The organism is Pseudomonas sp. LTR0 (genome assembly GCF_036630035.1).
Taxonomy (GTDB): domain Bacteria; phylum Pseudomonadota; class Gammaproteobacteria; order Pseudomonadales; family Pseudomonadaceae; genus Aquipseudomonas; species Aquipseudomonas putida_Y.
On the sequence record NZ_CP123734.1, the window covers coordinates 3,273,228 to 3,295,211 of the forward strand.

At 57.2% G+C, this 21,984-nt stretch carries 17 protein-coding genes and 1 tRNA gene; 5 read left to right on the forward strand and 13 right to left on the reverse strand.

The features are described from left to right. Positions 1-28 precede the first annotated feature (28 nt). The 3 genes from QCL51_RS15105 to QCL51_RS15115 all read right to left on the reverse strand — a co-directional run bounded on the left by QCL51_RS15105 (position 29) and on the right by QCL51_RS15115 (position 1,908). Positions 29-547: a DUF1993 domain-containing protein gene (locus QCL51_RS15105; protein ID WP_020193595.1), complete on the reverse strand. Its 519-nt coding sequence runs from the start codon at positions 545-547 to the stop codon at positions 29-31. A gap of 350 nt (positions 548-897) precedes the next feature. Beyond that, the gene (locus QCL51_RS15110) at positions 898-1,107 is read right to left on the reverse strand and encodes a 4-oxalocrotonate tautomerase family protein (protein ID WP_010953438.1); all 210 of its coding nucleotides are present in this window, start codon (positions 1,105-1,107) and stop codon (positions 898-900) included. Between the two features lie 69 nt (positions 1,108-1,176). Further along, complete coding sequence (locus QCL51_RS15115) at positions 1,177-1,908, reverse strand: SDR family NAD(P)-dependent oxidoreductase (RefSeq protein WP_129931922.1); 732 nt, start codon at positions 1,906-1,908, stop codon at positions 1,177-1,179. A gap of 113 nt (positions 1,909-2,021) precedes the next feature. Between QCL51_RS15115 and QCL51_RS15120 the strand changes: the two genes are divergently transcribed. The 5 genes from QCL51_RS15120 (at position 2,022) to QCL51_RS15140 (ending at position 10,986) form a co-directional block, all read left to right on the forward strand. After that, positions 2,022-2,948, forward strand: a complete 927-nt coding sequence (locus QCL51_RS15120) for a LysR family transcriptional regulator (RefSeq protein ID WP_338443629.1) — start codon at positions 2,022-2,024, stop codon at positions 2,946-2,948. Positions 2,949-3,476: 528 nt separating this feature from the next. Next, the gene (locus QCL51_RS15125; RefSeq protein ID WP_338443630.1) at positions 3,477-4,697 is read left to right on the forward strand and encodes a tyrosine-type recombinase/integrase; all 1,221 of its coding nucleotides are present in this window, start codon (positions 3,477-3,479) and stop codon (positions 4,695-4,697) included. 140 nt (positions 4,698-4,837) lie between these two features. After that, positions 4,838-6,016 carry a DUF6361 family protein gene (locus tag QCL51_RS15130; protein ID WP_338443631.1) on the forward strand — a complete coding sequence of 393 codons (1,179 nt, stop codon included), beginning with the start codon at positions 4,838-4,840 and terminating at the stop codon, positions 6,014-6,016. Continuing rightward, a complete protein-coding gene (locus QCL51_RS15135) occupies positions 6,006-7,865 on the forward strand; it encodes a phospholipase D family protein (RefSeq protein WP_338443632.1) in 1,860 nt (619 codons plus the stop codon). The genes QCL51_RS15130 and QCL51_RS15135 overlap by 11 nt, the downstream gene beginning before the upstream one ends. Further along, entirely contained in the window at positions 7,855-10,986 is a 3,132-nt protein-coding gene (locus QCL51_RS15140) for a DEAD/DEAH box helicase (RefSeq protein WP_338443633.1), read from the forward strand. The genes QCL51_RS15135 and QCL51_RS15140 overlap by 11 nt, the downstream gene beginning before the upstream one ends. 266 nt (positions 10,987-11,252) lie before the next feature. Here QCL51_RS15140 and QCL51_RS15145 read toward each other — a convergent pair whose 3' ends face one another. From QCL51_RS15145 to ihfA, 10 genes are all read right to left on the reverse strand, one after another. Further along, complete coding sequence (locus QCL51_RS15145) at positions 11,253-11,450, reverse strand: AlpA family transcriptional regulator (RefSeq protein WP_338444892.1); 198 nt, start codon at positions 11,448-11,450, stop codon at positions 11,253-11,255. A 14-nt stretch (positions 11,451-11,464) separates the two neighbouring features. Further along, the gene (locus QCL51_RS15150) at positions 11,465-12,457 is read right to left on the reverse strand and encodes a restriction endonuclease (protein WP_312152022.1); all 993 of its coding nucleotides are present in this window, start codon (positions 12,455-12,457) and stop codon (positions 11,465-11,467) included. Between the two features lie 22 nt (positions 12,458-12,479). Continuing rightward, positions 12,480-13,952: a class I SAM-dependent DNA methyltransferase gene (locus tag QCL51_RS15155; protein ID WP_338443634.1), complete on the reverse strand. Its 1,473-nt coding sequence runs from the start codon at positions 13,950-13,952 to the stop codon at positions 12,480-12,482. Further along, on the reverse strand, positions 13,949-14,737 hold the full coding sequence (locus QCL51_RS15160; protein ID WP_338443635.1) for an HNH endonuclease signature motif containing protein: 789 nt from the start codon (positions 14,735-14,737) through the stop codon (positions 13,949-13,951). Before QCL51_RS15160 ends, QCL51_RS15155 begins: the two co-directional genes overlap by 4 nt. Continuing rightward, on the reverse strand, positions 14,734-16,422 hold the full coding sequence (locus QCL51_RS15165) for an AAA family ATPase (protein WP_338443636.1): 1,689 nt from the start codon (positions 16,420-16,422) through the stop codon (positions 14,734-14,736). The genes QCL51_RS15160 and QCL51_RS15165 overlap by 4 nt, the downstream gene beginning before the upstream one ends. Positions 16,423-16,424: 2 nt before the next feature. After that, the gene (locus QCL51_RS15170) at positions 16,425-18,173 is read right to left on the reverse strand and encodes a restriction endonuclease subunit S (RefSeq protein WP_338443637.1); all 1,749 of its coding nucleotides are present in this window, start codon (positions 18,171-18,173) and stop codon (positions 16,425-16,427) included. After that, a complete protein-coding gene (locus tag QCL51_RS15175; RefSeq protein WP_338443638.1) occupies positions 18,170-20,950 on the reverse strand; it encodes a type I restriction-modification enzyme R subunit C-terminal domain-containing protein in 2,781 nt (926 codons plus the stop codon). Before QCL51_RS15175 ends, QCL51_RS15170 begins: the two co-directional genes overlap by 4 nt. A gap of 202 nt (positions 20,951-21,152) precedes the next feature. Then, positions 21,153-21,229, reverse strand: a tRNA-Pro gene (locus tag QCL51_RS15180). 114 nt (positions 21,230-21,343) lie between these two features. Then, positions 21,344-21,700, reverse strand: coding sequence for a MerR family transcriptional regulator (locus QCL51_RS15185; protein ID WP_003250681.1), 357 nt, complete (start codon positions 21,698-21,700; stop codon positions 21,344-21,346). Continuing rightward, positions 21,681-21,983, reverse strand: a complete 303-nt coding sequence (gene ihfA, locus QCL51_RS15190) for an integration host factor subunit alpha (protein ID WP_003250679.1) — start codon at positions 21,981-21,983, stop codon at positions 21,681-21,683. The genes QCL51_RS15185 and ihfA overlap by 20 nt, the downstream gene beginning before the upstream one ends. Position 21,984 lies beyond the last annotated feature (1 nt).

Here is a 21,984-nt window from a genome sequence, read left to right on the forward strand (position 1 = left end):
ATTGGCGAGCGCCCGCCTCACGCAGGGTTTACTGTCGCAGATAGGCGAACATGTGCTGCACGTAATCGGCCTTCCCGAGCGGAACGCCGTTGTGACGCAGAATGTTATAGGCCGTGACTAGATGAAAGTAGAACTGTGGTATAACCCAATTGACTGCGTACTCACTGCCAGTCATATCAAACGTGATGTTATTGGGTAGTTCGATCGCGATCTTGAGGTCTGCTGCTGCATCTATCGCTGCGGCATCAGCAGTTTCCAGTAATCGTAACGTTCGCTCAATTAGAGCCTTCGCCGATGCAATGTCCTCTGGCGGCGAGAGCGTCTCAAGCGGCTGATGTGTAAGCCGCTGAACCGCCTCCTGTGCTTGGACGCACGCGTATTGGACCTGCCGAGAAAGATTGTGCATGTCAGGTGCTAGCCGAGACTCAAGCAAGATTATCGGATCGTAGCCCCCTTCAAGCGCGCAGGACTCTCCCTTGGACAACAGTGCCGATAGGGTCCGTAACATTTGGGCGAAACAGGGGATGGTGATTGCATGGATGGACATATCTCTTCCCTAAGCAGTTATTCGACATGGATACAAGCGATCAACATTCATTACTCTGGCCAGTGTGCTAAATCCTAGCAGACAACTGCATCTCCCCCGCCAACAGCATATTTTCTGGACCCAGTTCTTTGACATAGCGATCTGAGCCAGCGACCGACGCCAGTAGCCTTGTGCTTGGGTAATATCTTCCAGTCCGTCGGGCTGCAACACACCAGCATCACCAATACCGCCTTCGTCACGGGCCTGGATGTATTGCTCACCCCGGTTTCCAAGTGGGTTCTCCTTCACAAGCGTGTCGAGCCAAGGCCGCCCTGGAGGCGCTGATTCGCGCCGCCGGGGCAGTTCGGAACTCATCCCTGAGTTTCTTTGCTGCGGTACTCGGTGGTGGTCATGCCGGCGTAGCCCCAGTTATCGGTGTCGACCTCCTCGATCACGATATGGGTGAGCTCAGGTTTCTTTCCGAGCACTCGCTGCAAGGTCTCGGTGATTTCCTTGATGACCTGGGCTTTCTGATCACGAGTGACGCCGTCGCGAGTGATGCGGACGCTGACGAAGGGCATGGTATTACTCCTATGGGGTGGGGAAATCAGGGCAAGGAGGCGGGATGCCTCCCCGTTACGTTCAGCCTATTACCATTTGCCGACACTCATACCGCCGTCGACCGGCAACACCACGCCCGTGGTGAACCCGGCGTTGGCCAGGTAAAGCACGGCGTCGGCAATGTCGCTGACGCGGCCGATGTGTCCGGCCGGTTGCAGGCCGTTTAGGAAGTCGAAGCTGGCCGGATCGTGCATCGGCGTCTCGATGATGCCGGGGGCCACCGCGTTAACCTGGATGTTGTGCGACGACAGCTCCAGCGCCAGGGCGCGGGTGACCTGGTTGAGGCCCCCCTTGATCAGCACCGGCAGGGCGGCGGGCACGGCGATGTTGGGTTGCAGCGCCACGGCAGCGGTGATGTTGATGATGTGACCCTGGCGCCGCTCGATCATGTGCGCGGCGGCGGCCTGGGAGGCGTAGACCACGCCCTTGAGGTTGGTCTCCAGCATGCCTTGGATGTCTTCCGGGCTGTATTCGATGAAGGGTTTGGGCAGGAAGAAGCCAGCGTTGTTGACCAACACGTCGACCTGGCCGAAGGCGTCGATGCTGGCCTGAATCAGGCGGCGGGCGGTCTCAGGCTTGGCGATGTCGCCGGCCACGCCGATGAAGGCGGGGCTGTCCAGTTGTGCCCTAGCCTCGGCGAGGCGTCCGGCGGAGCGGGCATTGCCGACCACATTGAAGCCACTGGCGAGGAAAGCCTTGGCCAGGCCGAAGCCGATGCCGCTGGAGGCGCCGGTGATCACTACCGTTTTGCTGTTGCTCATGTCATTTCTCCCAATCAGGTGGCGCCGAAGTGCGCCGTTGGGAGGACTATATTTTTGCTTCAGATAAGGATAAATATGGCAGCGAGAACTTCAGTTGATACATGGTGTAATCAATGCAGCGGCATTTCGACGACGTCCTACTCGGCAGCATCGAGCTGTTCTGTCTGGCGGCGGAGCTGGGCAGCTTCACCGCGGCCGGTCTCGCGGCGGGCGTGACGCCGGCAGCGGTCAGTCGCTCGATCAGCCGCCTGGAAGAGCGCTTGGGCTCCAGACTGTTCGTCCGTACCACCCGCAGCATCCGCCTGACCGAGGGCGGGCGAGGCTACTACGAACAGTGTCGTCAGGCGCTGACCCAGCTGGTGGAGGCCGAACGGGTGGTGACCGGGCAGCAGCAGGAGCCTTCGGGCACACTGCGCATCAGCCTGCCCACGACCTACGGGCACCACCGCATCCTGCCGCTGCTGCCCGAGTTTCGCCGGCGCTACCCGAAGGTGCAGGTCGACATCCACCTGGGCAACCGCAACATCGACTTTGTCGGCGAGGGCTACGACCTGGCCATCCGCGTGCGTGCACAGCCGGATTCGACCCTGATCGCCCGGCCGCTGGAAGACGCCCGGCTGGTGGTGGTGGCCACTCCAGATTACTTGGAACACGCGGGCGAGCCGCAGAGCCTTGAAGAACTGGCGCGGCATGACTGCATCCAGTTCGAACTGCCCAGCAGCGGTCGGCGCATCGCCTGGCTGTTCGACGAGGAGGGCCGCGAGCGGGAAGTCCTCACCGAGGGCGGCTACGTCTGCTCGGACGACGTGCTCGGTGGCGTGACCTTGGCCAAGCACGGCGCGGGACTGTTCCAGACCTACCGCTTCATCGTCGAGCGCGAGCTTGCCGAGGGCTCGCTGGTCGAGGTGCTGCGGCCCTTCGCGGGCCGCTCGCGGCCGTTCACCCTGCTGTATCCCCAAGGCCGACACATGCCGTTGCGCCTGCGAGCCTTCGTCGACTTCATCATGGACAAGCGGCGCCACTGGGCCGCTGGCAGCTGAGGGGACGTATCACTCTGTATCAGTGCCATGGTGGATGCGGCGCCGATGGGCCAGCCTGTAGTTGGCCTTGGGCCGATGTGCGGTTTAGCACATGTCGGCCCAGCACCGGGCCGAGCTGGTGGCATGGATGGACTCACGCTGCTACGCGCAAGGGCTAGGTAGCCCAGGTACGGGTTGAGCTGTTGCAAGCACAGTGCCGGCAGGCGTAAAACCCTGAGAAGTCACGCAAAAGTCACGCACATGAAAAAGGCCACTCCTTTCGGAAATGGCCTAAGTCATTGAATATATGGTCGGGACGGAGTGATTCGAACACTCGACCCCTTGCACCCCATGCAGGTAAAAACCTGTGCGAGCGAATCCAGAGCAATCCGAAGCATATCTCTACAACCCCCTATTTTACTGGCATTCAGCCATTTTCTCGTCCAAAATAGCTCGAAACGACTCGAACTAAGCCGATCTCAATTGGCAACGAATTGGCAACCAGAGACTCTCAATTGGCAACCAATTGGCAACGGGATAAGGGACTAAATGGCCAAGATCACAGACCGCCAGATGACTGCCAAACCTGGTACGAACGACAAGTGGCTGAGCGAAGTCGCCATCTGGGGGCACGGTAGCTTGGTGGCCCGCATCACCCCAAGCGGCGAACGCCTCTTCTATTTCCGTTACTCCAACGGTAGCAGTGAACGCATCACCTTCCCCATCGGCACATATAGTCGCGATGGCTCCGAAGGCACCATGACACTCGCCGAAGCTGGCCAACGAGCTAAAGAGCTCGCTGGGCTTCATAAATCAGGTGTCAGAGACGTAAAGGAACACCTTGAGGCTGAGGAGGCCGCACGTGTTGCTGCACGTGACGCAGAACGTGCACGAATCGCTGCGGAGAAAGCAGCCTTGGAGGCGGCTCAGGCTCGACAAGCCGCCAGAAAAAACGTCCAGCATTTGTTCGACCACTGGGCCAAGGTCGACTTGATCAACCGCAAGGACGGCGGCGCAGAGGTGCGCCGCATGTTCGAGAAAGATGTCCTGCCGTGCCTCGGCAAAATGGCTGTCGAAGATGTGAAAAAAGGCCACATTACCGAGGTAACGGATGCCCTACTCGCTCGTGGCGTCAACCGGATGGCGAAGATGATCTTCAGCCTGATGCGTCAGATGTTCCGATTCGCCGTAGACCGGGACCTGATTGATCACGATCCGACTGCGAGCATTCGCAAAGCCAAAATTGGCGGCAAGGACATCGAACGAGATCGAGTACTGAGCGAGGAAGAAATCCGCGCGTTAGCAAGACTCGCTCCACAAGCCGGTCTACTCCCCTCCTCAGAGGCTGCCATCTGGATTGCCTTGTCGACCTGCTGCCGCATCGGCGAACTGCTGAGTGCCCGGTGGGAAAACGTCGACCTTATCAAAGGCAACTGGTACATCCCTTCAGAGCAAAGCAAAAACGGTAAGGCCCACAACGTAACCCTCTCACCGTTCGCCATCCAGCAGTTCAAGGCTGTCCGCGAATTCAGCTCTTCCAGTGAGTGGTGCTACCCCAACGTCCAAAATAGCGGCCCAGTCTGCCCAAAGACTGTGACCAAACAGCTGGGGGATCGACAACGCCTGCCAGATCAACGAATCCTGAGCAATAGGAGCGCTAATGCTCAGGCACTACTCCTCCCAGGAGGAAAGTGGACCCCACACGATTTGAGACGAACCGGAGCCACAATCATGACCGCCCTTGGCGTCCTTCCTGAAGTGGCTGACTAAAGTCGAAAGCCAGGCCTATCCGTGGATTTCAGTCGCCGAAGCAAACAATTTTCCAGTTTCCACTTGGTGACGTTGGTGCGGTCCGCAGGTAATTATTCGCCGCGCGTGAATAATTTGTGCGTTGGCTATCGGGAGTGCTGATGTCGTCTTTAGCGTGGATTGATTTTGATGAAGCGGAGCGCCAACGCGCGCAACGCATCATGGCTCTTTTCCAGGAGCGCGAGAGCCGTGACGAACTGGGTTTAGGAGCAATCCGCGATTCAATCGCCGACCACCTGTTCCCAGGCACCAGCACAATCCAGACTCGGCTCCGCTACATGCTGTTCATTCCTTGGCTCCTAAGCCGGCTTGAAGGACGCGACAGCACGGCCAGCCAACTCAACGTAGAGGGCCGAAACTTAGAGATCCGCCTCGCTGACGCCCTGAAGGCCGGCGGAGAGACGAAGGGTGTCATAGGTCGAGACGCCGGGGCGCGACTTCAGCGACTTCCCAGTTCAGTCTATTGGGCAGGCCTAGGAGCCTGGGGTATCCGCCAGTTCCCCGGATCTCGCGAGACTTATTACGCGGTGCTACCAGCAGTCCGACGTCGCCGACAGCGTTCCGACGTCGGGGTAGAAGGCTCCGAATACATTCAGAGCAGCAACTGGCATCCGGGCCTGCCCCCCGCCCCTGTAAATCTTCTTGAGACCGCATCTTTCAGACTCACTGGCGACGAAGCCCAGTTTATTCGGGATCGTTTAGTTGCATCGGCGCGAACCTCACTCCTGACCTGGCTCGCTGGCCAGTTGCACAACGGTCAATGCACCTACATCTGGCAGCACCCCGCACTCGGCGACTTTCCAGCAGAGGCGCGACGTCTAGTTCAGCATGCGGAGATATTTTCCGGTGTAATCCATGGTGCGGCTCTGCTCTACAACCTTCAGCTTGCGGAGCTGCGGGACCGCGAAGACTGGATCGAACACTATCGAGACCGATTGGCCCAATGGGCGGCTGAGTTGGACGAGCAACGCCTCGCATCCTGGTCCCTAGGGGACTTTTGGCGTGAGGTCTCGCATCCCACCCACACCATCCGCCCTGCGCTGATTCGCTTCGTCCAAGACTGGGTAGCGTTAACTAAAGTGGGGGCAGCTAGTCTGCCGGACTCCGAAGCGGCCAGGGCACTAGTCCGAGAGAGGGAGCGGCGACTGAAGACTTCACAGTCGCGCTTTGCCAATCGCACCGCTCTGGACCGTTGGGGCGGAGCCTCTGGGGCAAACCAGCTGTCGTTCCGATGGGGACAGGCCCAATCTCATCTGGAGGATCTGCTAAATGCCCAATAGAGCCAGCCTTGATCCCGAAGCACGCGTCCTCTACGGCGAAAGTCTGTCGGCGCCGTCCGGCTATGTATTCGACGCAGCAATCGCCACTACCTACTCCCTCGACTTTGAGACAGCCCTGGCCGCGCCGGTAAGCCTAGCGCTGTTCGCCGCCGAGAATCGCGATGAGATTCTCGGCCAGCCCTTGGCCCTGCTGGAGGGCGCCGAACGTATCACTGATCGGCTCGCCGTCTATTACGACGCAGGCCATATCCACGCCCAGACCCAGCCTCAGTCCCGGCTCTGCAGTCTGTTGGAAAAGATGATCATAGAAGTCTCAGCCCCGCAAGGCGGCGCCTTCCACCCAAAAATCTGGGTCCTGCGCTTCAAACCACAATCGGGAAGCGGCGCTGCAAAAATGCGCCTGTTGGTGCTGTCGCGGAATCTGACCCAAGACCGCTCGTGGGACATTTCCCTTTGTCTGGATGGCGACGTTACCCGTCGAGTGGTGCAGGGCAATAAGCCGATCGTCGAACTCCTAAAACGCCTACCGCGGATAACCGTGCAGCCAGTATCCGAGGATATCAGGGCACTGACCCTCGATGTCGCCGGCGATCTCAATCGAGCTGCGTGGGTGCTACCCGAACATTTTGATACCCTGAGCCTGGCAGTTAACGGCATCGGGCCTGAGCTTTGGTCGCCATCGGCTTGTGCTCGTATGGGCGTCATTTCCCCGTTTTGTGACGACACTACCCTTATTCAACTGGCAAAGCTAAGCCGTGAGAAGCCGGTACTGGTGGGGCGGAGCGACGAACTGGCGTCTTGCTCGGCCGAGACCCTAGCTCTTTATGAGCGCGTCAGCGTGCTCGATGAAATGGCAGCCAGCGAAGATGGTGAAGAAGCGGTGCCGGAAAGCCTGCAAGGCCTCCATGCTAAGGCATTCATACAGGAGGTCGGCTGGGACACCGTCCTGACAGTTGGCTCTGGCAACGCGACCCAAGCGGCGCTTGCTAAGCGCAAGTCGGCCAACAACGTCGAGGTGTTTGCAACCATAACGGGCAAGACCTCAAAAGTAGGCAGTGTTGAGAACATCCTGGGCACTCAGGGCTTCGGACGACTGCTATGCCCCTTCGTTGCCGGCGATGTCTCGGCGGACGCCAATGCGGATAAGGCAGCAGAGCGCCGCCTGGAGAATGCTCGTCGTGGAATCTGCAGGGCTGGATTGGCGCTGCGCTGCGAACGCGCCCTTGCTGAAGGTGAGGACTCCGCTGGGTGGCGGGTCTGGCTGATCTGCGCGCAATCGATGACCTTCCCCGACCTGACCAGTGCCTTCGTTTGGCCAATCACCCGCGGCGAGGGGCATCAGCGCGATGTACTGGCTGCGCTGCTCACTGGGAAGGATGTCGATCTTGGCGTCATGCCTCTGGCAGACGTCACCCGGTTCATCGCCTTTCAACTAACTGACGCCGGCAGTGGCGCCAGACTGCTGTTCAGCATCGGCTTACCAATGGAGGGCCTTCCGGCTGAGCGCCATTCTGCAATCTTCCGCTCGATCATCACCAACAGTGAGACCTTCTTCCGCTATCTGCGGCTACTGCTTTCTGAACTTGGCGACCCGTTCGCCGCGGCCTTGGCAGTGCAGTCTGGCGGTAGTAATGGCGAATGGGGCTGCGGGGGAGCAGAAGACGCCCCCCTACTCGAAGATCTAGTACGCGCCCTCTGCGCAGGCGATGGCCGCCTATCCGCAGTCGAGCGACTGATCAGACGCCTGACTGCCCAAGACTCCACTGCCGATCCAGTTCCGACGGAGTTTCGCGCACTTTGGGAAGCCTTCCGGTTGGCGATACCCGAAGAGGCAAACTATGTCGACTGATCCGTTCAAGGCAGCGTCAGCACTTCAGTCATTGAAAGCCTTCCAACGTCGCACGGTCGACTACATCTTTGACCGCTTCTACAACCTTGAAAATCCCGCCTTCCAATTCCTCGTCGCCGACGAGGTGGGCCTTGGCAAGACGATGGTCGCGCGCGGCGTTATCGCCCGTGCCATCGAGTATCTTTGGGACAAAACCGAACGGATCGATATCCTCTACATCTGCTCGAACCAAGCCATCGCTGCTCAGAACCTCAACCGGCTGAACGTCCTTGGCCGCCAAGCTCTGGCTCTGCCGACCCGTATGACGCTGGTGCCGCTGCAAATGAGGGGCGAAAACTCGCTCAGAACAAACAAAGTCAACTTTATCAGTCTGACCCCAGGCACGACGTTCGACCCTCGATCATCAACTGGCATCGCCGAAGAGCGCGCCCTACTTTTCCACTTGCTACGGCCCAAGGTCAGTTCTCCGCGCGGCCTGCAGAACCTGTTGCAGTGCGACGTCGGCACCGAGCGTTGGGAGTCTTGGATCAAGCACTCCGTTTCGCTTAAAGGGATCGATACTGCCCTGATCGACCGCTTCCGAAGGGATGTCATCCAGGACGAGGCTCTGGCCGGCAACCTGGAGAAGGCCATCGAACTCTTCCGTCGGCGGCGGGCACGATACCCCTCCGCCATGACCAGCACTCGAAACGCAGTGATCGCCCGTCTACGAGGCAAACTCAGCCACGCCTGCGTGGAGGCGCTGCAGCCTGATCTCATCATCATGGACGAGTTTCAGCGCTTCCCGGATCTACTGCACGGTGAAAGCGACGCCGCCTACTTAGCGCGGGAGCTGTTCAACTACCGAGATCATAAAGGCAACGCCGTTCGCACCCTGCTGCTCTCAGCAACACCGTACCGAATGCTCACGCTTCAAGGAGATCAAACCGAAGACGGCGACCATTATGGCGACTTCCTAGAGACATTGACCTTCCTCTTTGGACCGGTCCGAGGTCAGGCAATGGTTAGCGCATTGGACCAAGAAATGCGTGACTTCCGAACCGCCCTTCATGGTCTTCCCGCTGCCTGGGGCAAGGCCATGACCCAGAAGACCAAGGTGGAATCTGCTCTGAAGCAGGTCATGTGCCGTACCGAACGGGTCTCCAGCACCATCGACCGCGACTCCATGGTCTGTGAGCCGAAAATGGCCCTTACCGTCCACGTTGACGATCTGCACCAAGCGATGGCAGCCGCCGGCGTAGCTCGAGCCCTCGATGCTCCTAACGTCATCGAATATTGGAAGTCGGCGCCCTACCTGCTCAACTTCATGCGCGACTACGCGCTGAAGCGGATAATGAAGGAAAAGGAGGGAACTAAGCCTTCCGCAGCCCTAATCAGCGCCTTGACGACGGCCAAGAGTGCCTGCCTTGACTACGAACAGCTCAATGCTTATGCGCCTTTAGAGCCCGCTAACGGCCGTATGCGCGCACTGATGGAGGACCTCTTTACGGACGGTCTCGAGCAGAACCTCTGGATCCCACCAGCGCTCCCCTACTACGGTGATCAGACTCCGGATAGCCGGCCGACCAAGGCGCTGATATTTTCGTCTTGGACAATGGTACCGGACGCCATTGCCGCGGTACTTTCCTACGAGGCCGAGCGACGCATGGGCGCAGGGCAAACTGGCCGTGGATATTTTGACCCAAAGCGGCCACGCCCCCTTCAGTTCCGGCTGGCCGACGGCCGCCTGGCAGGTTTGCGGGCCCTGCTATTGATCTATCCGTCTCCTGTATTGGCCGAACTCGGCGACCCCCTAGCGGTAATCGCTGGCGCTTGCGAACGCCTGTCCTATAACGACATGCGATCACACGTTGCTGAACGACTGAGGGAGAAATTGACCGATCTGGTCGCGCGAGGATCGGCCGAGTCAGAAGGTAGTTTTGCCGAATGGGCACTGCCGGTGGCAATTGACGCCATGGCGGAGAATGGTGCCCTGCGGTGGATAGATGCGTCGGACGGGATGGGTAATTTGGCCAGCGAGGATGCCTATAAGGACCACGTCGCAGCCATGAAGGTGGCAGCAGTTGGCAACCTTGGCCCAGTGAGTACCGATGCACTGGACCTTTTGGTTGATGTGGCCTTGGGAAGCCCTGCCATTTCCGCGCTTCGCGCACTGCGACGCGTGGCGCCCGATTTAGCATGGGACGATCCGAACCTACTGAGCGCCGCAGCAAACGTCGCGTGGGGCTTTCGTACCCTGTTCAATCAGCATGAAGCCATCGCGTTGCTTCGACGTGGCGAAGAAGATCGTTATTGGCACAGGGTACTCACCTTCTCGGCGGAGCATAATCTCCAGGCAGTTCTCGACGAGTATGCGCACTACCTCGTGGATGCTCAGGGCCTAAGCGCAGTGTCACCAGTAGAACGAGTAATCGAACTCGGAAAAGCCATGGCCGACGCGCTCTCGATCCGCCCTTCGCAGATTGATGTCGATAACCCTACGATCACCGAGGGGCGCTTGAAAGTGGACAAATTCCAAATGCGTGGCCGGTTCGCCATGCGCCTGGCGGACTATCGTGACGAAGAGGGAGTGGTCGCACGACTGGGCGGCGTGCGCGACGCCTTCAATTCGCCGTTCCGCCCCTTTGTGCTAGCCACGACCTCGATAGGTCAAGAGGGACTCGATTTCCACCCTTACTGCTACCGTGTGTACCACTGGAACTTACCTGGCAATCCGGTCGACTTGGAGCAGCGGGAGGGGCGAGTTCATCGCTTTAAGGGTCACGCCGTCCGTATGAACGTAGCCCACAATCATGCTCATCAGCTTTGGGCGCACGGCGCTGCTTCGTCTGACCCCTGGGCGCAGATGTTCGCTGCAGCTAGGGCGTCCGCTGGTTCCGACACGGACCTCGCTCCCTATTGGCTATGTGAGGGGCCGGTAAAGGTAGAACGACGTGTACCGATCCTACCCTTCAGCCGCGAAACCGAGCGCCTCGAATGGCTAAAGCGCAGCCTCACTGTCTACCGGCTAGCGTTCGGCCAGCCCCGCCAAGATGATCTGCTCGACTACATCGGCGGGCTTATAGTGAGTGATATGACGATGGATGAACTTGAGGCGTTGCAGATCAGACTTCAGCCCTAACCCGCGGGTGCAGCAAGGGCGGGATGTAGTGGTCAACCCCCTGGTCAGGTCGTGCTGCCCCAATCTTAAAGATTCGATCTGGCTGCCCCCGCCTTACCTGGAACAACCTCCAAGTCGATAACCAGGCTTTTGGGTTGGGGAACTAATGACATCCCTGACGCGATCTCTACTACCGCAAATTGCCTGAGATTGCACTCTCAAGGCAAAACGCCAGCAACAAAAGCGTGATACGCGCTCAGGAAGCCCAAATGGGCTCTATGTCAGCATCAGACTAATGAGTTAATGCGATCTCGTTCGGCGATCCTGGCCTTGATCCACTCATGAATCTCACTCTCAAGCCAGCCAACACTGCGGCCAACCAGAGGAACTGGCCGAGGGAAAGATTTCTCATTAATAAGCTTGTAGATTGTGGAGCGTGCAAGACCAGTCGAGTCGATGACCTCTTTCAGCCGAATAATCCTCATGATTGAACCAAAAATCACGCAGGCCAATACAGGCGCTTTAGGGGGACAATGCGTTTAGTCTCGGCATCGGTTGCATCGTAGTGCTCGATTAACGCACGCACCACGTGATCCAACGTCCACATGGCTAAGGGGATAGGCGCCCGGTCAGCCTCGTACTGCGCGTCCTTACTGAATCCTCCAGTACTCACATAGAGGCCTCGATCATCCTTGTGTCGACCACCCAGAAAGCTGCGGATCTCCTGGCTCCCCATCTGCCCTTTACGGTGTTTAACCTCCACGACGATACGTGGGTGCTCAAAACCGAAGCCGTCAGGCGAGGCAACGATGTCCTTGCCTCGATCGGAGCCAGGTGGCGAGACTTGGGTCTTGTAGCCCATAGCACGAAGAATTCCTGCTACGAGCTGCTGCATGTCATCCCAATCCAGCTCGCTTACACGATCCTTGATACGCTCCAATGCCTGCGCTTCAACATCAGCCAGCGGGTCAGCAATGCTTTCCTCGGCCTCATCTTCCTTCGGCGCTACAGGCTTGCCTTTCAACACCTCAAACACTTCAGCAGCGGCATCGGAAGGTACTTCAAACAAGGTCAATGTCGAACCCAAGCTGTTCTTGGTATTGGTGCCCAAGTTATCGCGAGGCAGCTCTTGTTGCTGCCACTGAACCTTGCGCACCAGAGCCATGCCCTGCTCTGCCCATTCCGGATGATGCTCCGCCTGACCGACTACCTTACCGACAAGATACAAGCGGTTAGCTGGCGAATAAGTCACAACCCAATCACCGACCGCGACCTCGTTGACGAAGCGCCAAACTTGCGAAGCACCAGCGACCACCGAGCCCTTTTTCAGCTGGGGTTCAAGCTCTTGATACTTAGCGGTGAGCTCTTTACGCCCAATACCCGGCGTCGCATGAGGTGCTAGCTGACTCCAGCCGACTGCCGCCACTTCACGCTCGCGAAAAGCATCGTAAAGGCTTCCAGATTCGCCACGCACCATCCACATTCGGCTCATGTCTTCTCCTGCGGAATAAAAATCAGTCAACCACTTCTGATCTAGGCAGACTCAAAGATACCTCTCGAAAAGCAAGCAGTGCCGCTTCGAGATGCTCAATGATCTCCTGCTGGAGAACATCCGGTGGCGGCAGATCTTCAAGGTTGTCCAGGCTGTCGTCCTTGAGCCAGAAGATGTCGAGACTGGCCTTGTCGCGCGCCATTAGTTCTTCGTAGCTGAAGAACCTGAACCGATCGGTAGCCACTCGCTCGTGACGATTTTCCGGGTTGTAGCAGGTGATGAAATCCTGCAAATCGGCCAGCTTGAGCGTGCGCGTCTTCAGAGTGAAGTGCTTATTGGTGCGCAAATCGTAGAACCAGATGCCCTTGGTGTGGGTCTGCCCATCCTTGGGCTTGGCGTCGAAAAACACCACATTGGCCTTCACGCCCTGGGCGTAGAAGATGCCGGTGGGCAGGCGCAAAATTGTGTGTACATCGCAGTTCAGCAGAAGCTTGCGCCGAATTTTTTCGCCTGCCCCGCCTTCAAACAGAACGTTATCTGGCAACACCACTGCCGCTTTACCGTCCACCTTAAGCATGCTGACGATATGCTGCAGAAAGTTGAGCTGCTTGTTCGACGTGGTTTCCCAGAAATCCTGCCGCTCGTAGGTCAGCGCTTCCTTATCTTCATCGCCCTCTTCATTGGTGATGGTCATGCTGCTCTTCTTGCCGAAGGGCGGGTTGGCCAGCACGTAATCCACCTTGCGTTTGGGCTCGGAGATCAGGGCATCAGAACGCTCAACAGAAGGCTCCCCGTCCAGTTCGCCAATGTTGTGCAGGAACAGGTTCATCAAGCACATACGGCGCGTGTTCGGTACGATTTCATTGCCGTGGAAAGTCTGGTCACGCAGGAACTCTTTCTGACGCTTGTCCAACTTGGCGCCCGGGCGTGTCAGCCAGTTGTATGCGCCCAAGAAAAAGCCGCCGGTGCCGCAGGCGGGATCGGCAATGGTCTTCATCGGCTCGGGGCGTACACAGGCAACCATAGCGTCGATCAGCACACGTGGCGTGAAATACTGGCCAGCACCGCTCTTGGTGTCTTCGGCGTTTTTCTGCAGCAACCCTTCGTACAGATCGCCCTTGGTGTCGGCGTCCAGGCTGATCCAGCTCTCGGCATCAATCAATTGCACTAGGCGCGAGAGCTTGGCCGGGTCCTGAATCTTGTTCTGGGCCTTGAAAAAGATCGCGCCCAGCATGCCAGGCTCGCTACCGAGTTTGTGCAGAGTGGCGAGATAGTGAGCCTCGAGCGGCTCACCAACCTTGGAGGTCAGGCTGGCCCAGTCATAACCTTTCGGAATGTGGGTGTCGCGATTGTAGGGCTCTTGGGCGTATTCATGCGCCAGCTTCAAAAACAGCAGGTAGGTGAGCTGTTCGAGGTAATCGCCATAGCCTACGCCGTCATCGCGCAAGGTGTGGCAGAAGTTCCAGACTTTCTGGACAAGGGTGCTTGTGTTCATAAAAGTGCCTCCACCCAAGCCTTGTCTCGATGCGTGCCAATGGCTGATCGGAAGAAGCTGGAGTATTCGTGATCGATAGATAAATGTTCTTGCAGGTGCGTGAGAACAGCAGGTTGATTACCGGCAAGGCGAATCAAATCATCGAGAACTCGCCAAGATTTTTTTTTGATTTCTGGCGTGTTCCATTCATTGAATCCCAACCGGTCAATCGTGTAGCGCGCACGCGTGTATTCCCAGGTCCCATCTGGCGCGACTGGCTTAACTTCTCCGTCAATACCATGGGCGAGCAACTCGCAATCAGCCTGCACACAAGGGTCTAAAAATCTGGGCGATTCCGTATTCAGTTGTCCCTTAGGCAGTGCACAACGTTGTGCCTCATCACGAATGGGGAATTCATTGGCCTTGCCGTGCAGTACGTCGGCGTCGTCTTTTTCCGGTCGATTGCACCGTTGGCATGACAGTCGGAAATTCCACCATTCATAGGCCAGCCAGTAGTACCCGTCATGACCCGCCACCTTCACGCCATCCACGGTGATACCCAGCTTGGGCCGGAAGTGGTCGACATCAAACGGTGCACGCGTGCTATTTGCTTCGCAATACCAGCATTTGTGGCCACTGGCATTGGCGAGCCATTTTTTTAGCAAGCCCCAGCTACCGTTATTCTTGATGTAGTCAGATCGAAGAGTGGGAGTGCCCAACGAATTGACCTTTGCGAGCCTACCTGCATAAACCTTGGGCCAGCGTGCTGGTAAATGTGGGGGCGACGGAATCTGAATGAATCTCAAACCTGCCCCTCCTGCAAGCTGCGCAGCAGGCTTTGCACCAGGGCGTCGAGCGCCTTTTGCTTGTTCTCCGGGGTAACGATGGCGCCGTCGATATCGCCGTCTGCAGCTAGATCAAATCGGGCACGCAGATACTCCTGCTCCAGCCTATCCCTCGACGCAAAGTTGAAATCCAAGCCTTCAAGGCGCGTACGGATTTCGACCAGTTTGGCCCGATCAGCATCGCTGAGAGGGGGCTGCTGAGTGGAGAGCTGATGAAGTGCCAGCAGATCCTCATTCGTGGCCTTGTCCAGGCTGGTGCCAAGGCCGAACATATCGCTGGTCACTATCCCGGCAAAGCCCATGCCTTTCGGATCGACGGCAGGATTCTCGGCGCGCACTGTGCGGCTGCCTGCTTCGCGATACAGGATCTGCACCTGCTCCTTCACCAGCTCTGCAATGGCTAAAGGGTTGTGAGTCGTCAGTACGATGTGGCTGTTATCCCGACCCTCGCTGTTCTGCCCGACAAAGGACTTCAGATAGTTCAAGTAGTCCACACACCAGCGCGGATTCAAATGAGTGTCCGGTTCGTCCAGCAGGAACAGACTTTCATCCTCGGCGGTAAAGCGCAGCAGGCCCAACACGGTAAGCAACTGCTGCTCCCCTTCGCTCAGCTCGCGAAAGGTGACGCTGCCATCGTTTTTCTTGAGGCGCACACGGATGCGCACTTCTTCAATGAGCTCCGAAACATAAGTGCTCTCCAGGTCACGGAAGAACTGCGCTGGCAACTGCTTGCCAACCAAGCGACGAAGGGCCGCAATATCCTTTACATACAAATATTTAAACTGCAGCGTTTCCTTGTTCCAGATCGAGGTGGAAACACGCCGGCTGACTTCCACTGGTGCCAGCGCGATGTCGTAGAGTCGTGACAGAAAATCGCGCACCACGCCCCGCGCATTCCAAAAGCGCGGGTCGCCATCAGCAGCCTTCGACTTCCACGGTGGCTGCCGCAGCACGAACAACACCGATTCAATGCCTTCGTCCGGATCGAGGCCGAGGTGGTCATCGAGGAATGCCCGCACAACATCGGATTGCTGAATCAAAAAGGCCAGCAACACGAACTGGCTGTGTACCGGCATGGCATAAAACAGGCGCTTCAGACCCGGGTCTTCGCCGTTACGCAGCTTGCTGTCGTAGTTTTCGAGGTAGGGACGAAACACCTCGTGCATACGCGGGCTCTCGCCCGAGTAATAGCTGAACACATAGCGCGGCAGATACTCGTTATCCCCATTCAGAAACGCCGTGAGCTTGATGGCCTTACCACGCAGAGCCGACACCGGCGCTTCGCCCTCGATGAATGGGATCAAGGTGCCTTCGCCACGGGCCTGTGCATCCGTCGCAACATGAATGGTGAAAGGCTCTTTCTCACGATCCGGATCGGCATCAATGTGAATGTGCCTCAGATTTTCGCCCGCCCCCATGCGATAGGCCAGCTGAAAGGCAAACGCGGGTGTTCGCTTTTTGCCGATCAGATCACGAAAGATGATGGCCAACGCCTCCAGTACGTTGGACTTGCCAGTTCCGTTCCAGCCGATCACCACCGTCACCCAGTGATCCTGATCGAAGTCGATGGTGACATTCTTCAGGTTCTTGAATTGGTGTGTTGGGCTGTCCTTGGCACTGCCGATGGTGAGCTTGTCCAGACGCATTCTCAGCCCACCAAAAGTTTCAGCTTGTCATACAGCTTGCGGCCTTGCGCATCAGTCACGGCCTCCACCGCCAGGCGGCCAGCCTTGTCCAGCTTGCGCAGTTCGGCGTACAGCTCTTCGATGCGTTCCGTCAGCGCGCCATCGGCTACACCACAGCGGCGGAAGGCTTCTTGCGCCGGCATCCAGTCGCCCGCCTCGGCGAGCACGTCGATCAGTCGGCTCACCATGGTGGCGATCTCCTTTGGCTTTGTTTTGCGGGTCTTGGGCTGTTTGGCGCGTTCCGCCCGTTCGACTCGGATGCGCTCCAGCAGCACGCTGGCGGGTTCGTCGTTGGGGTCTTGCGGCACCAGTAGGCCGGCGTAGGCTGCGCGCAGAATATTTTGTCGTTGGGCGTTGGATTGTTTGAGGGAAATATCAACACTCTTTAATTGGTCAACTATTTCGCTGGCTTGGGCGTGAAGCACCGAGACTATTTCTTGTTGTTCTTTAAACGGAGGAACAGGCACAGCAAGTGCGGATAGCTTGGAACCATTCACATTGGCCTGACCGACCTGCTGAACCACAACAGATTTTATCCAGCGCTTTCCGTATGCCGAATTGATAAATGCTGATGCTATTTCAGGAATGTAGCCAGCAGAAAATCGAACGCTAATTAAATAAGAGGCAAATGAGCAAGGCGAGATTTGAGATCGGTAAACCGCAGTCTTTCCAACCAGCTCTGGACTGTTTGTGCGATTAAATAATAAATCACCATCTTGAAGATGGAGGCCAGGAAATTCAGCGTGGTCAACAGGTAGATACTTTAAGTTTGAGAGGTCCAGATTCCCATCTTGAATATTGCCCATCCGCAAGACGGGAACACCGATTGGGTCCTCATTCGTTTTTGACGAAGACCCGTACTTTTGCTCGACGGTAAGCTGGTCGACGCTCGCCCAGACCCACCCCTCCGGCAACGTCGGCAAGTCGGTGATATCCGGCCGAACCGGTTCGGGGTATTTCTTCTGCCAATCCTTGGGCGGGGTTTTGCCTTGTTCCTTGAACTTGACGAGTTGCTTGGCTTCCCAGCGGGCAAGGCGTTCTTGCAGGATGCGTTCGAGCAATTGCGCGCCGGTTTCCGATGACGTGTTTTTGGCTCGCCATTCGGCAGTAAGTGCGCCTTCCACAGCGGCTTTCAGCAACGACTGGCGGTATTGCGCTAGCTTTTTCTGCGCGGCCTTGAGTTCGGCCGCACCAGCATCGAGGTCGGATAGCAGCTCCTCGAGCTTGGCAACGATGCGGGTTTGTTCGGCGGCGGGGGGAAGTAACAAGGGTAAGCCATGTAACGCTTCAAGCCGAATGCCGCTTACAGTCGTGCCAGAGCCCAAATCCTGAATCACTCGTTGGTTGGCTCCCACCCAGTGAAGTAGGAAATCCGAATCGATGCCGCTCCCGAGCACAAGCGCCTTCAAATCTTGGTTAATTGCACAAGCTACAGTCGGGCGTATCGCTCTACCAAGGGCTATGCGCGTCGCCACAATCAATGTATTTGCAGGAACTAGATTTGTCGCGCTAGCTGAAATCGCCGCTTCGGTAATGTGTTCCTCTGCGTCGTTTGGCCTCAGTGCCTTCATATCTTTGACTGTAAACCAAGGTATCTGACCACCAAAGTATGCTGGGACCTTTCTAGATGGTGTGCCACCTCCAATGACTGAGAGCAACACACTTCCAAGCGTCGCTTCGGCCCAGCCCGATGGCAAATTCAACTTACTCACGCCACCAACTCCATATTCATTTCATTCATCAAGGTATCCAGTTCCTTGCCAAACAGCCCCCAGGCTTTCTGTAATCCGCCTTTATCGGCGAGTTCTGCGTAATCAAAATCGTCGCGGCTGATGCTGCAACTGCTGGCAATGTGGTCTTTTATCAGGCGCAGCCATTCGGTCTGCTCCGGAGTAAAGGCCGTGCCGCGCTGGGCGTTGTGACGAAAGATCCAGGTTTGGAAGCGTTTATCTACGTCGTCGGCAAAGGGTTTGAGTTCGGCATCCAACCCCAGCGCAAAGCGCAGCAAGGACACTAGATCGGTGAGCTGGTGTTTGCGGTCGAAACCTTTCACGGCCGTGGCCTGCACACGGGCATAGGCATTCCACAACCGTTCGGTGGTAAGCATCAATGGCGGCTTTCTCAAGTGCTCGTGTAGCTCTTCCAGCATGTCGAAGGTGAGCGCGCGGCGCTGGTAGGGCTGCTGGTAGAAAAAGCCGAGGGCGGCGATTTCATCCTTGTGCTGCTCGATGTAGTCGGCAAAGGTCTTGATCAAGGTCTTGGCCTGCGTTTCGGCCTGCTCACTGAATCCGCTGAAGGTGACCTGATCGAGGTTGATGTGGTCGATGAGCTGCTCACGCTCGCGGCGGGCGCTTTCGATTTCGTCGCGCAGTTCCGGCTTGTCGAAGGGCGCGCAGGCAGCAGCAACGCGTTCTGCGCGCGCTGCTTCAATTTCTTCGGGCAACAGGGTGTCTTCAGAGCGAGTAATGCCTTTGGCTTTGGCCGTGACCAGTGCGGCTTGCACGATAGCGTCCGGGTCCAGCGCGGCGATCAGGCCTTTGCCCAGCTCGACCACGGGAATACCGCCACTGATTTTCTCGATGCGCGCCTGTGCTTTGTCGTCTAGCTGTTTCGCAAGGCGCACCAAGCGGTTGGCGAGTGAGAGCACGGTGTCGTCATCGCGGCTGCCCATGGCCACACCTTGCAGCAGGTCTTTAAGCGCCACGCCAGGCTTCTTCTCCAGCGGGCGGCTTTCAGTCTTAAGACTTTTTTCCACGCCCACGGCATCGATCAGCACAAAGCGGGTTTTGGCCCCATCAGCGCTGTTGCTGACACGCTTCAGGCTTTCGCCATCCAGGCTGCGCACACCACGACCCTTCATCTGCTCGTAGTAACCCTTACTGCGTACATCACGCATAAATAGCAGCACTTCCAGGGGCTTCACGTCGGTGCCGGTGGCGATCATATCCACAGTGACGGCGATGCGCGGGTTATAGTCGTTTCGGAAGCTGCTGAGGATGCTGTCTGCGTCTTCCTCAGCGCGGTAGGTGACCTTCTTGCAGAAGGCATTGCCTTGCCCGTACACCTCGCGGACGATGTTGATGATGTCGTCGGCGTGGCTGTCGGTCTTAGCGAAGATCAGGGTCTTGGGTGTTTCTTTGCGCGCGGGGAAAATCTGCGTTTCTACCGCCGTTTTCATCGCCTGAATCACCTGGCGGATCTGGCTCACGTTCACCACCGACTTATCCAGCTCCTTACCAGTGTAGGTGGTGTCTTCTTCGGTTTCGCCCCAGCGCTTTTTACGGGTGGCGCGGTCACGATGGTCCACCCATTCTTTGGCCTTCAGCTCCGCGCCCTTCTGGGTGATTTCGGTTTCGATCTCGAACACGTCGTAGCCAACATTGACACCATCCGCCACGGACTGTTCGTAGGTGTACTCAGCAACAATGTTTTCGTTGAAGAAGCCAAAGGTGCGTTTATCGGGCGTGGCGGTGAGGCCGATCAGGCTGGCATCGAAGTAATCGAGCACCTGCTTCCACAGGTTGTAGATGCTGCGGTGGCATTCATCGATGATGATGAAGTCGAAGGTTTCCACCGGTACGGCCGGGTTGTAGCGGACGAGCTTTTCCTGCTTGGCGGTTTGCTGTACTTCGTTGAGCGAAACATCCTCGGCAGTCTCATCAATCGGTTCACCACTCAGAATCGAGTACATGCGCTGGATGGTGCTGATGCACACCTGCGAATGCGGATCGATGTTGGGCGAAGCCAGCCGCTGCACGTTGTAAAGCTCGGTGAACTTGCGGCCATCATCTGGAGGCGTATAGGCCATGAATTCCTGATGCGCCTGCTTGCCGAGGTTGCGGGTGTCGACCAGGAACAGGATACGCTTGGCGCCACCGAACTTGAGTAGGCGATAGACCGAGGTGATGGCGGTGAAGGTTTTGCCCGCGCCGGTGGCCATGTGCACTAAGGCACGAGGTTTGTTCAATGCCAGTGATTTTTCCAGCCCGGTAACGGCGCTGATCTGGCAGTCGCGCAGATTTCTCTCTGGCAGCGCTGGCATTTGTTCGGCCAGACGGCGACGGAGGGTTTCAGGCTGCGCCAGCCAGGCGGCCAGCGTTTCCGGCTTGAAGAAATGGAAAATTTCGCGCGAACGCGGCACCGGATCGGCGCCATCGGTAAAGCGGATGATCTTGCCGGTTGCTTCAAACAGGAAGCGCAGCGGTGCATTGTCTTGGCGATGTTTGAGCGTGCCGTTGGCGTAGCGCTCCGTTTGGCTTTCTGTGACTGTGAGGTTTACACCCGCGCCGTCTTTTTTAGCTTCAATTATCCCGACGGAGACCCTATCAACAAAAAGCACGTAATCCGCAGGCCCAGAATCAGTCGGAAACTCTCGCACAGCCACGCCACGAGCCGCACCTAAATTAAGCTGCTTCATGTCCTGGATGACCCAGCCAGCTTGTTGTAGCTTATGGTCAATCTGCTGACGTGCTTCTGATTCTGGCGTCATGATGCTTATCCCTGCGATTTTGGCTCCGTTGAGCTAGAACTTTTCGAAAACTTGCTGCGACACACATGACAGGAGTCTGAGCAAGACAATCTCAATTGGCAACCAATTGGCAACCAGAAAGCGACTTTCTAGGGGACACAGAAAAATCAGCGAGCATAAAAAATCCAGCCACCGCTAAGTGACTGGATTTTCTAGGGTTTTTTGGTCGGGACGGAGTGATTCGAACACTCGACCCCTTGCACCCCATGCAAGTGCGCTACCGGGCTGCGCTACGCCCCGACTGGGCTTTGAAGCATGTTCTCAATCTTGCCGAGAACGTTGAAGAATGTACCCTAACTCTCTGATAAATGAAAGCTTTTTCTCAAAAAAATTTCCACTCATCAGAAACCCAGCTTACTTCTTCAAAACCACCAATACATCCTCCAATTCAACAATCATCTGCCGAATCAGCTGCTTGTACTGGCTGGATTCATCTTTAGCCTCATCACTGGAGAGCCTCAACCGCGCCCCGCCAATGGTGAACCCCTGGTCATACAGCAGCGCACGAATCTGACGGATCATCAGCACATCCTGCCGCTGGTAATACCGCCGGTTCCCCCGCCGCTTCACAGGGTTCAGCTGGTCGAACTCCTGCTCCCAATACCGCAGCACGTGTGGCTTTACGGCACACAACTCGCTCACTTCACCAATGGTGAAGTAGCGTTTGCCCGGTATGGGGGGCAGTTCGTCGTTATGGCTTGGTTCCAGCATAGGCCTCAACCCGGGCCTTCAACTTCTGCCCTGGACGAAAGGTGACGACGCGCCGCGCGGTGATCGGGATCTCTTCCCCAGTCTTGGGGTTGCGGCCCGGCCGCTGGCGTTTGTCGCGAAGGTCGAAGTTGCCGAAACCGGACAGCTTGACCTGCTCGTTCTCTTCAAGTGCGTGCCGAATTTCTTCAAAAAACAGCTCGACCAGCTCCTTGGCCTCACGCTTGTTAAGCCCCAGCTCCTCGTACAGCCTTTCGGCCATCTCAGCTTTCGTCAGAGCACCCATG

What these genes read in the sequence shown, in the direction of transcription:
- QCL51_RS15105 (WP_020193595.1), bottom strand. Translation starts at nt 547, where the DNA reads ATGTCCATCCATGCAATCACCATCCCCTGTTTCGCCCAAATGTTACGG.
- QCL51_RS15185 (WP_003250681.1), bottom strand. Translation starts at nt 21,700, where the DNA reads ATGCTGGAACCAAGCCATAACGACGAACTGCCCCCCATACCGGGCAAA.
- QCL51_RS15110 (WP_010953438.1), bottom strand. Translation starts at nt 1,107, where the DNA reads ATGCCCTTCGTCAGCGTCCGCATCACTCGCGACGGCGTCACTCGTGAT.
- QCL51_RS15145 (WP_338444892.1), bottom strand. Translation starts at nt 11,450, where the DNA reads ATGAGGATTATTCGGCTGAAAGAGGTCATCGACTCGACTGGTCTTGCA.
- QCL51_RS15120 (WP_338443629.1), top strand. Translation starts at nt 2,022, where the DNA reads ATGCAGCGGCATTTCGACGACGTCCTACTCGGCAGCATCGAGCTGTTC.
- ihfA (WP_003250679.1), bottom strand. Translation starts at nt 21,983, where the DNA reads ATGGGTGCTCTGACGAAAGCTGAGATGGCCGAAAGGCTGTACGAGGAG.
- QCL51_RS15155 (WP_338443634.1), bottom strand. Translation starts at nt 13,952, where the DNA reads ATGAACACAAGCACCCTTGTCCAGAAAGTCTGGAACTTCTGCCACACC.
- QCL51_RS15165 (WP_338443636.1), bottom strand. Translation starts at nt 16,422, where the DNA reads ATGCGTCTGGACAAGCTCACCATCGGCAGTGCCAAGGACAGCCCAACA.
- QCL51_RS15115 (WP_129931922.1), bottom strand. Translation starts at nt 1,908, where the DNA reads ATGAGCAACAGCAAAACGGTAGTGATCACCGGCGCCTCCAGCGGCATC.
- QCL51_RS15175 (WP_338443638.1), bottom strand. Translation starts at nt 20,950, where the DNA reads ATGACGCCAGAATCAGAAGCACGTCAGCAGATTGACCATAAGCTACAA.
- QCL51_RS15150 (WP_312152022.1), bottom strand. Translation starts at nt 12,457, where the DNA reads ATGAGCCGAATGTGGATGGTGCGTGGCGAATCTGGAAGCCTTTACGAT.
- QCL51_RS15130 (WP_338443631.1), top strand. Translation starts at nt 4,838, where the DNA reads ATGTCGTCTTTAGCGTGGATTGATTTTGATGAAGCGGAGCGCCAACGC.
- QCL51_RS15125 (WP_338443630.1), top strand. Translation starts at nt 3,477, where the DNA reads ATGGCCAAGATCACAGACCGCCAGATGACTGCCAAACCTGGTACGAAC.
- QCL51_RS15140 (WP_338443633.1), top strand. Translation starts at nt 7,855, where the DNA reads ATGTCGACTGATCCGTTCAAGGCAGCGTCAGCACTTCAGTCATTGAAA.
- QCL51_RS15135 (WP_338443632.1), top strand. Translation starts at nt 6,006, where the DNA reads ATGCCCAATAGAGCCAGCCTTGATCCCGAAGCACGCGTCCTCTACGGC.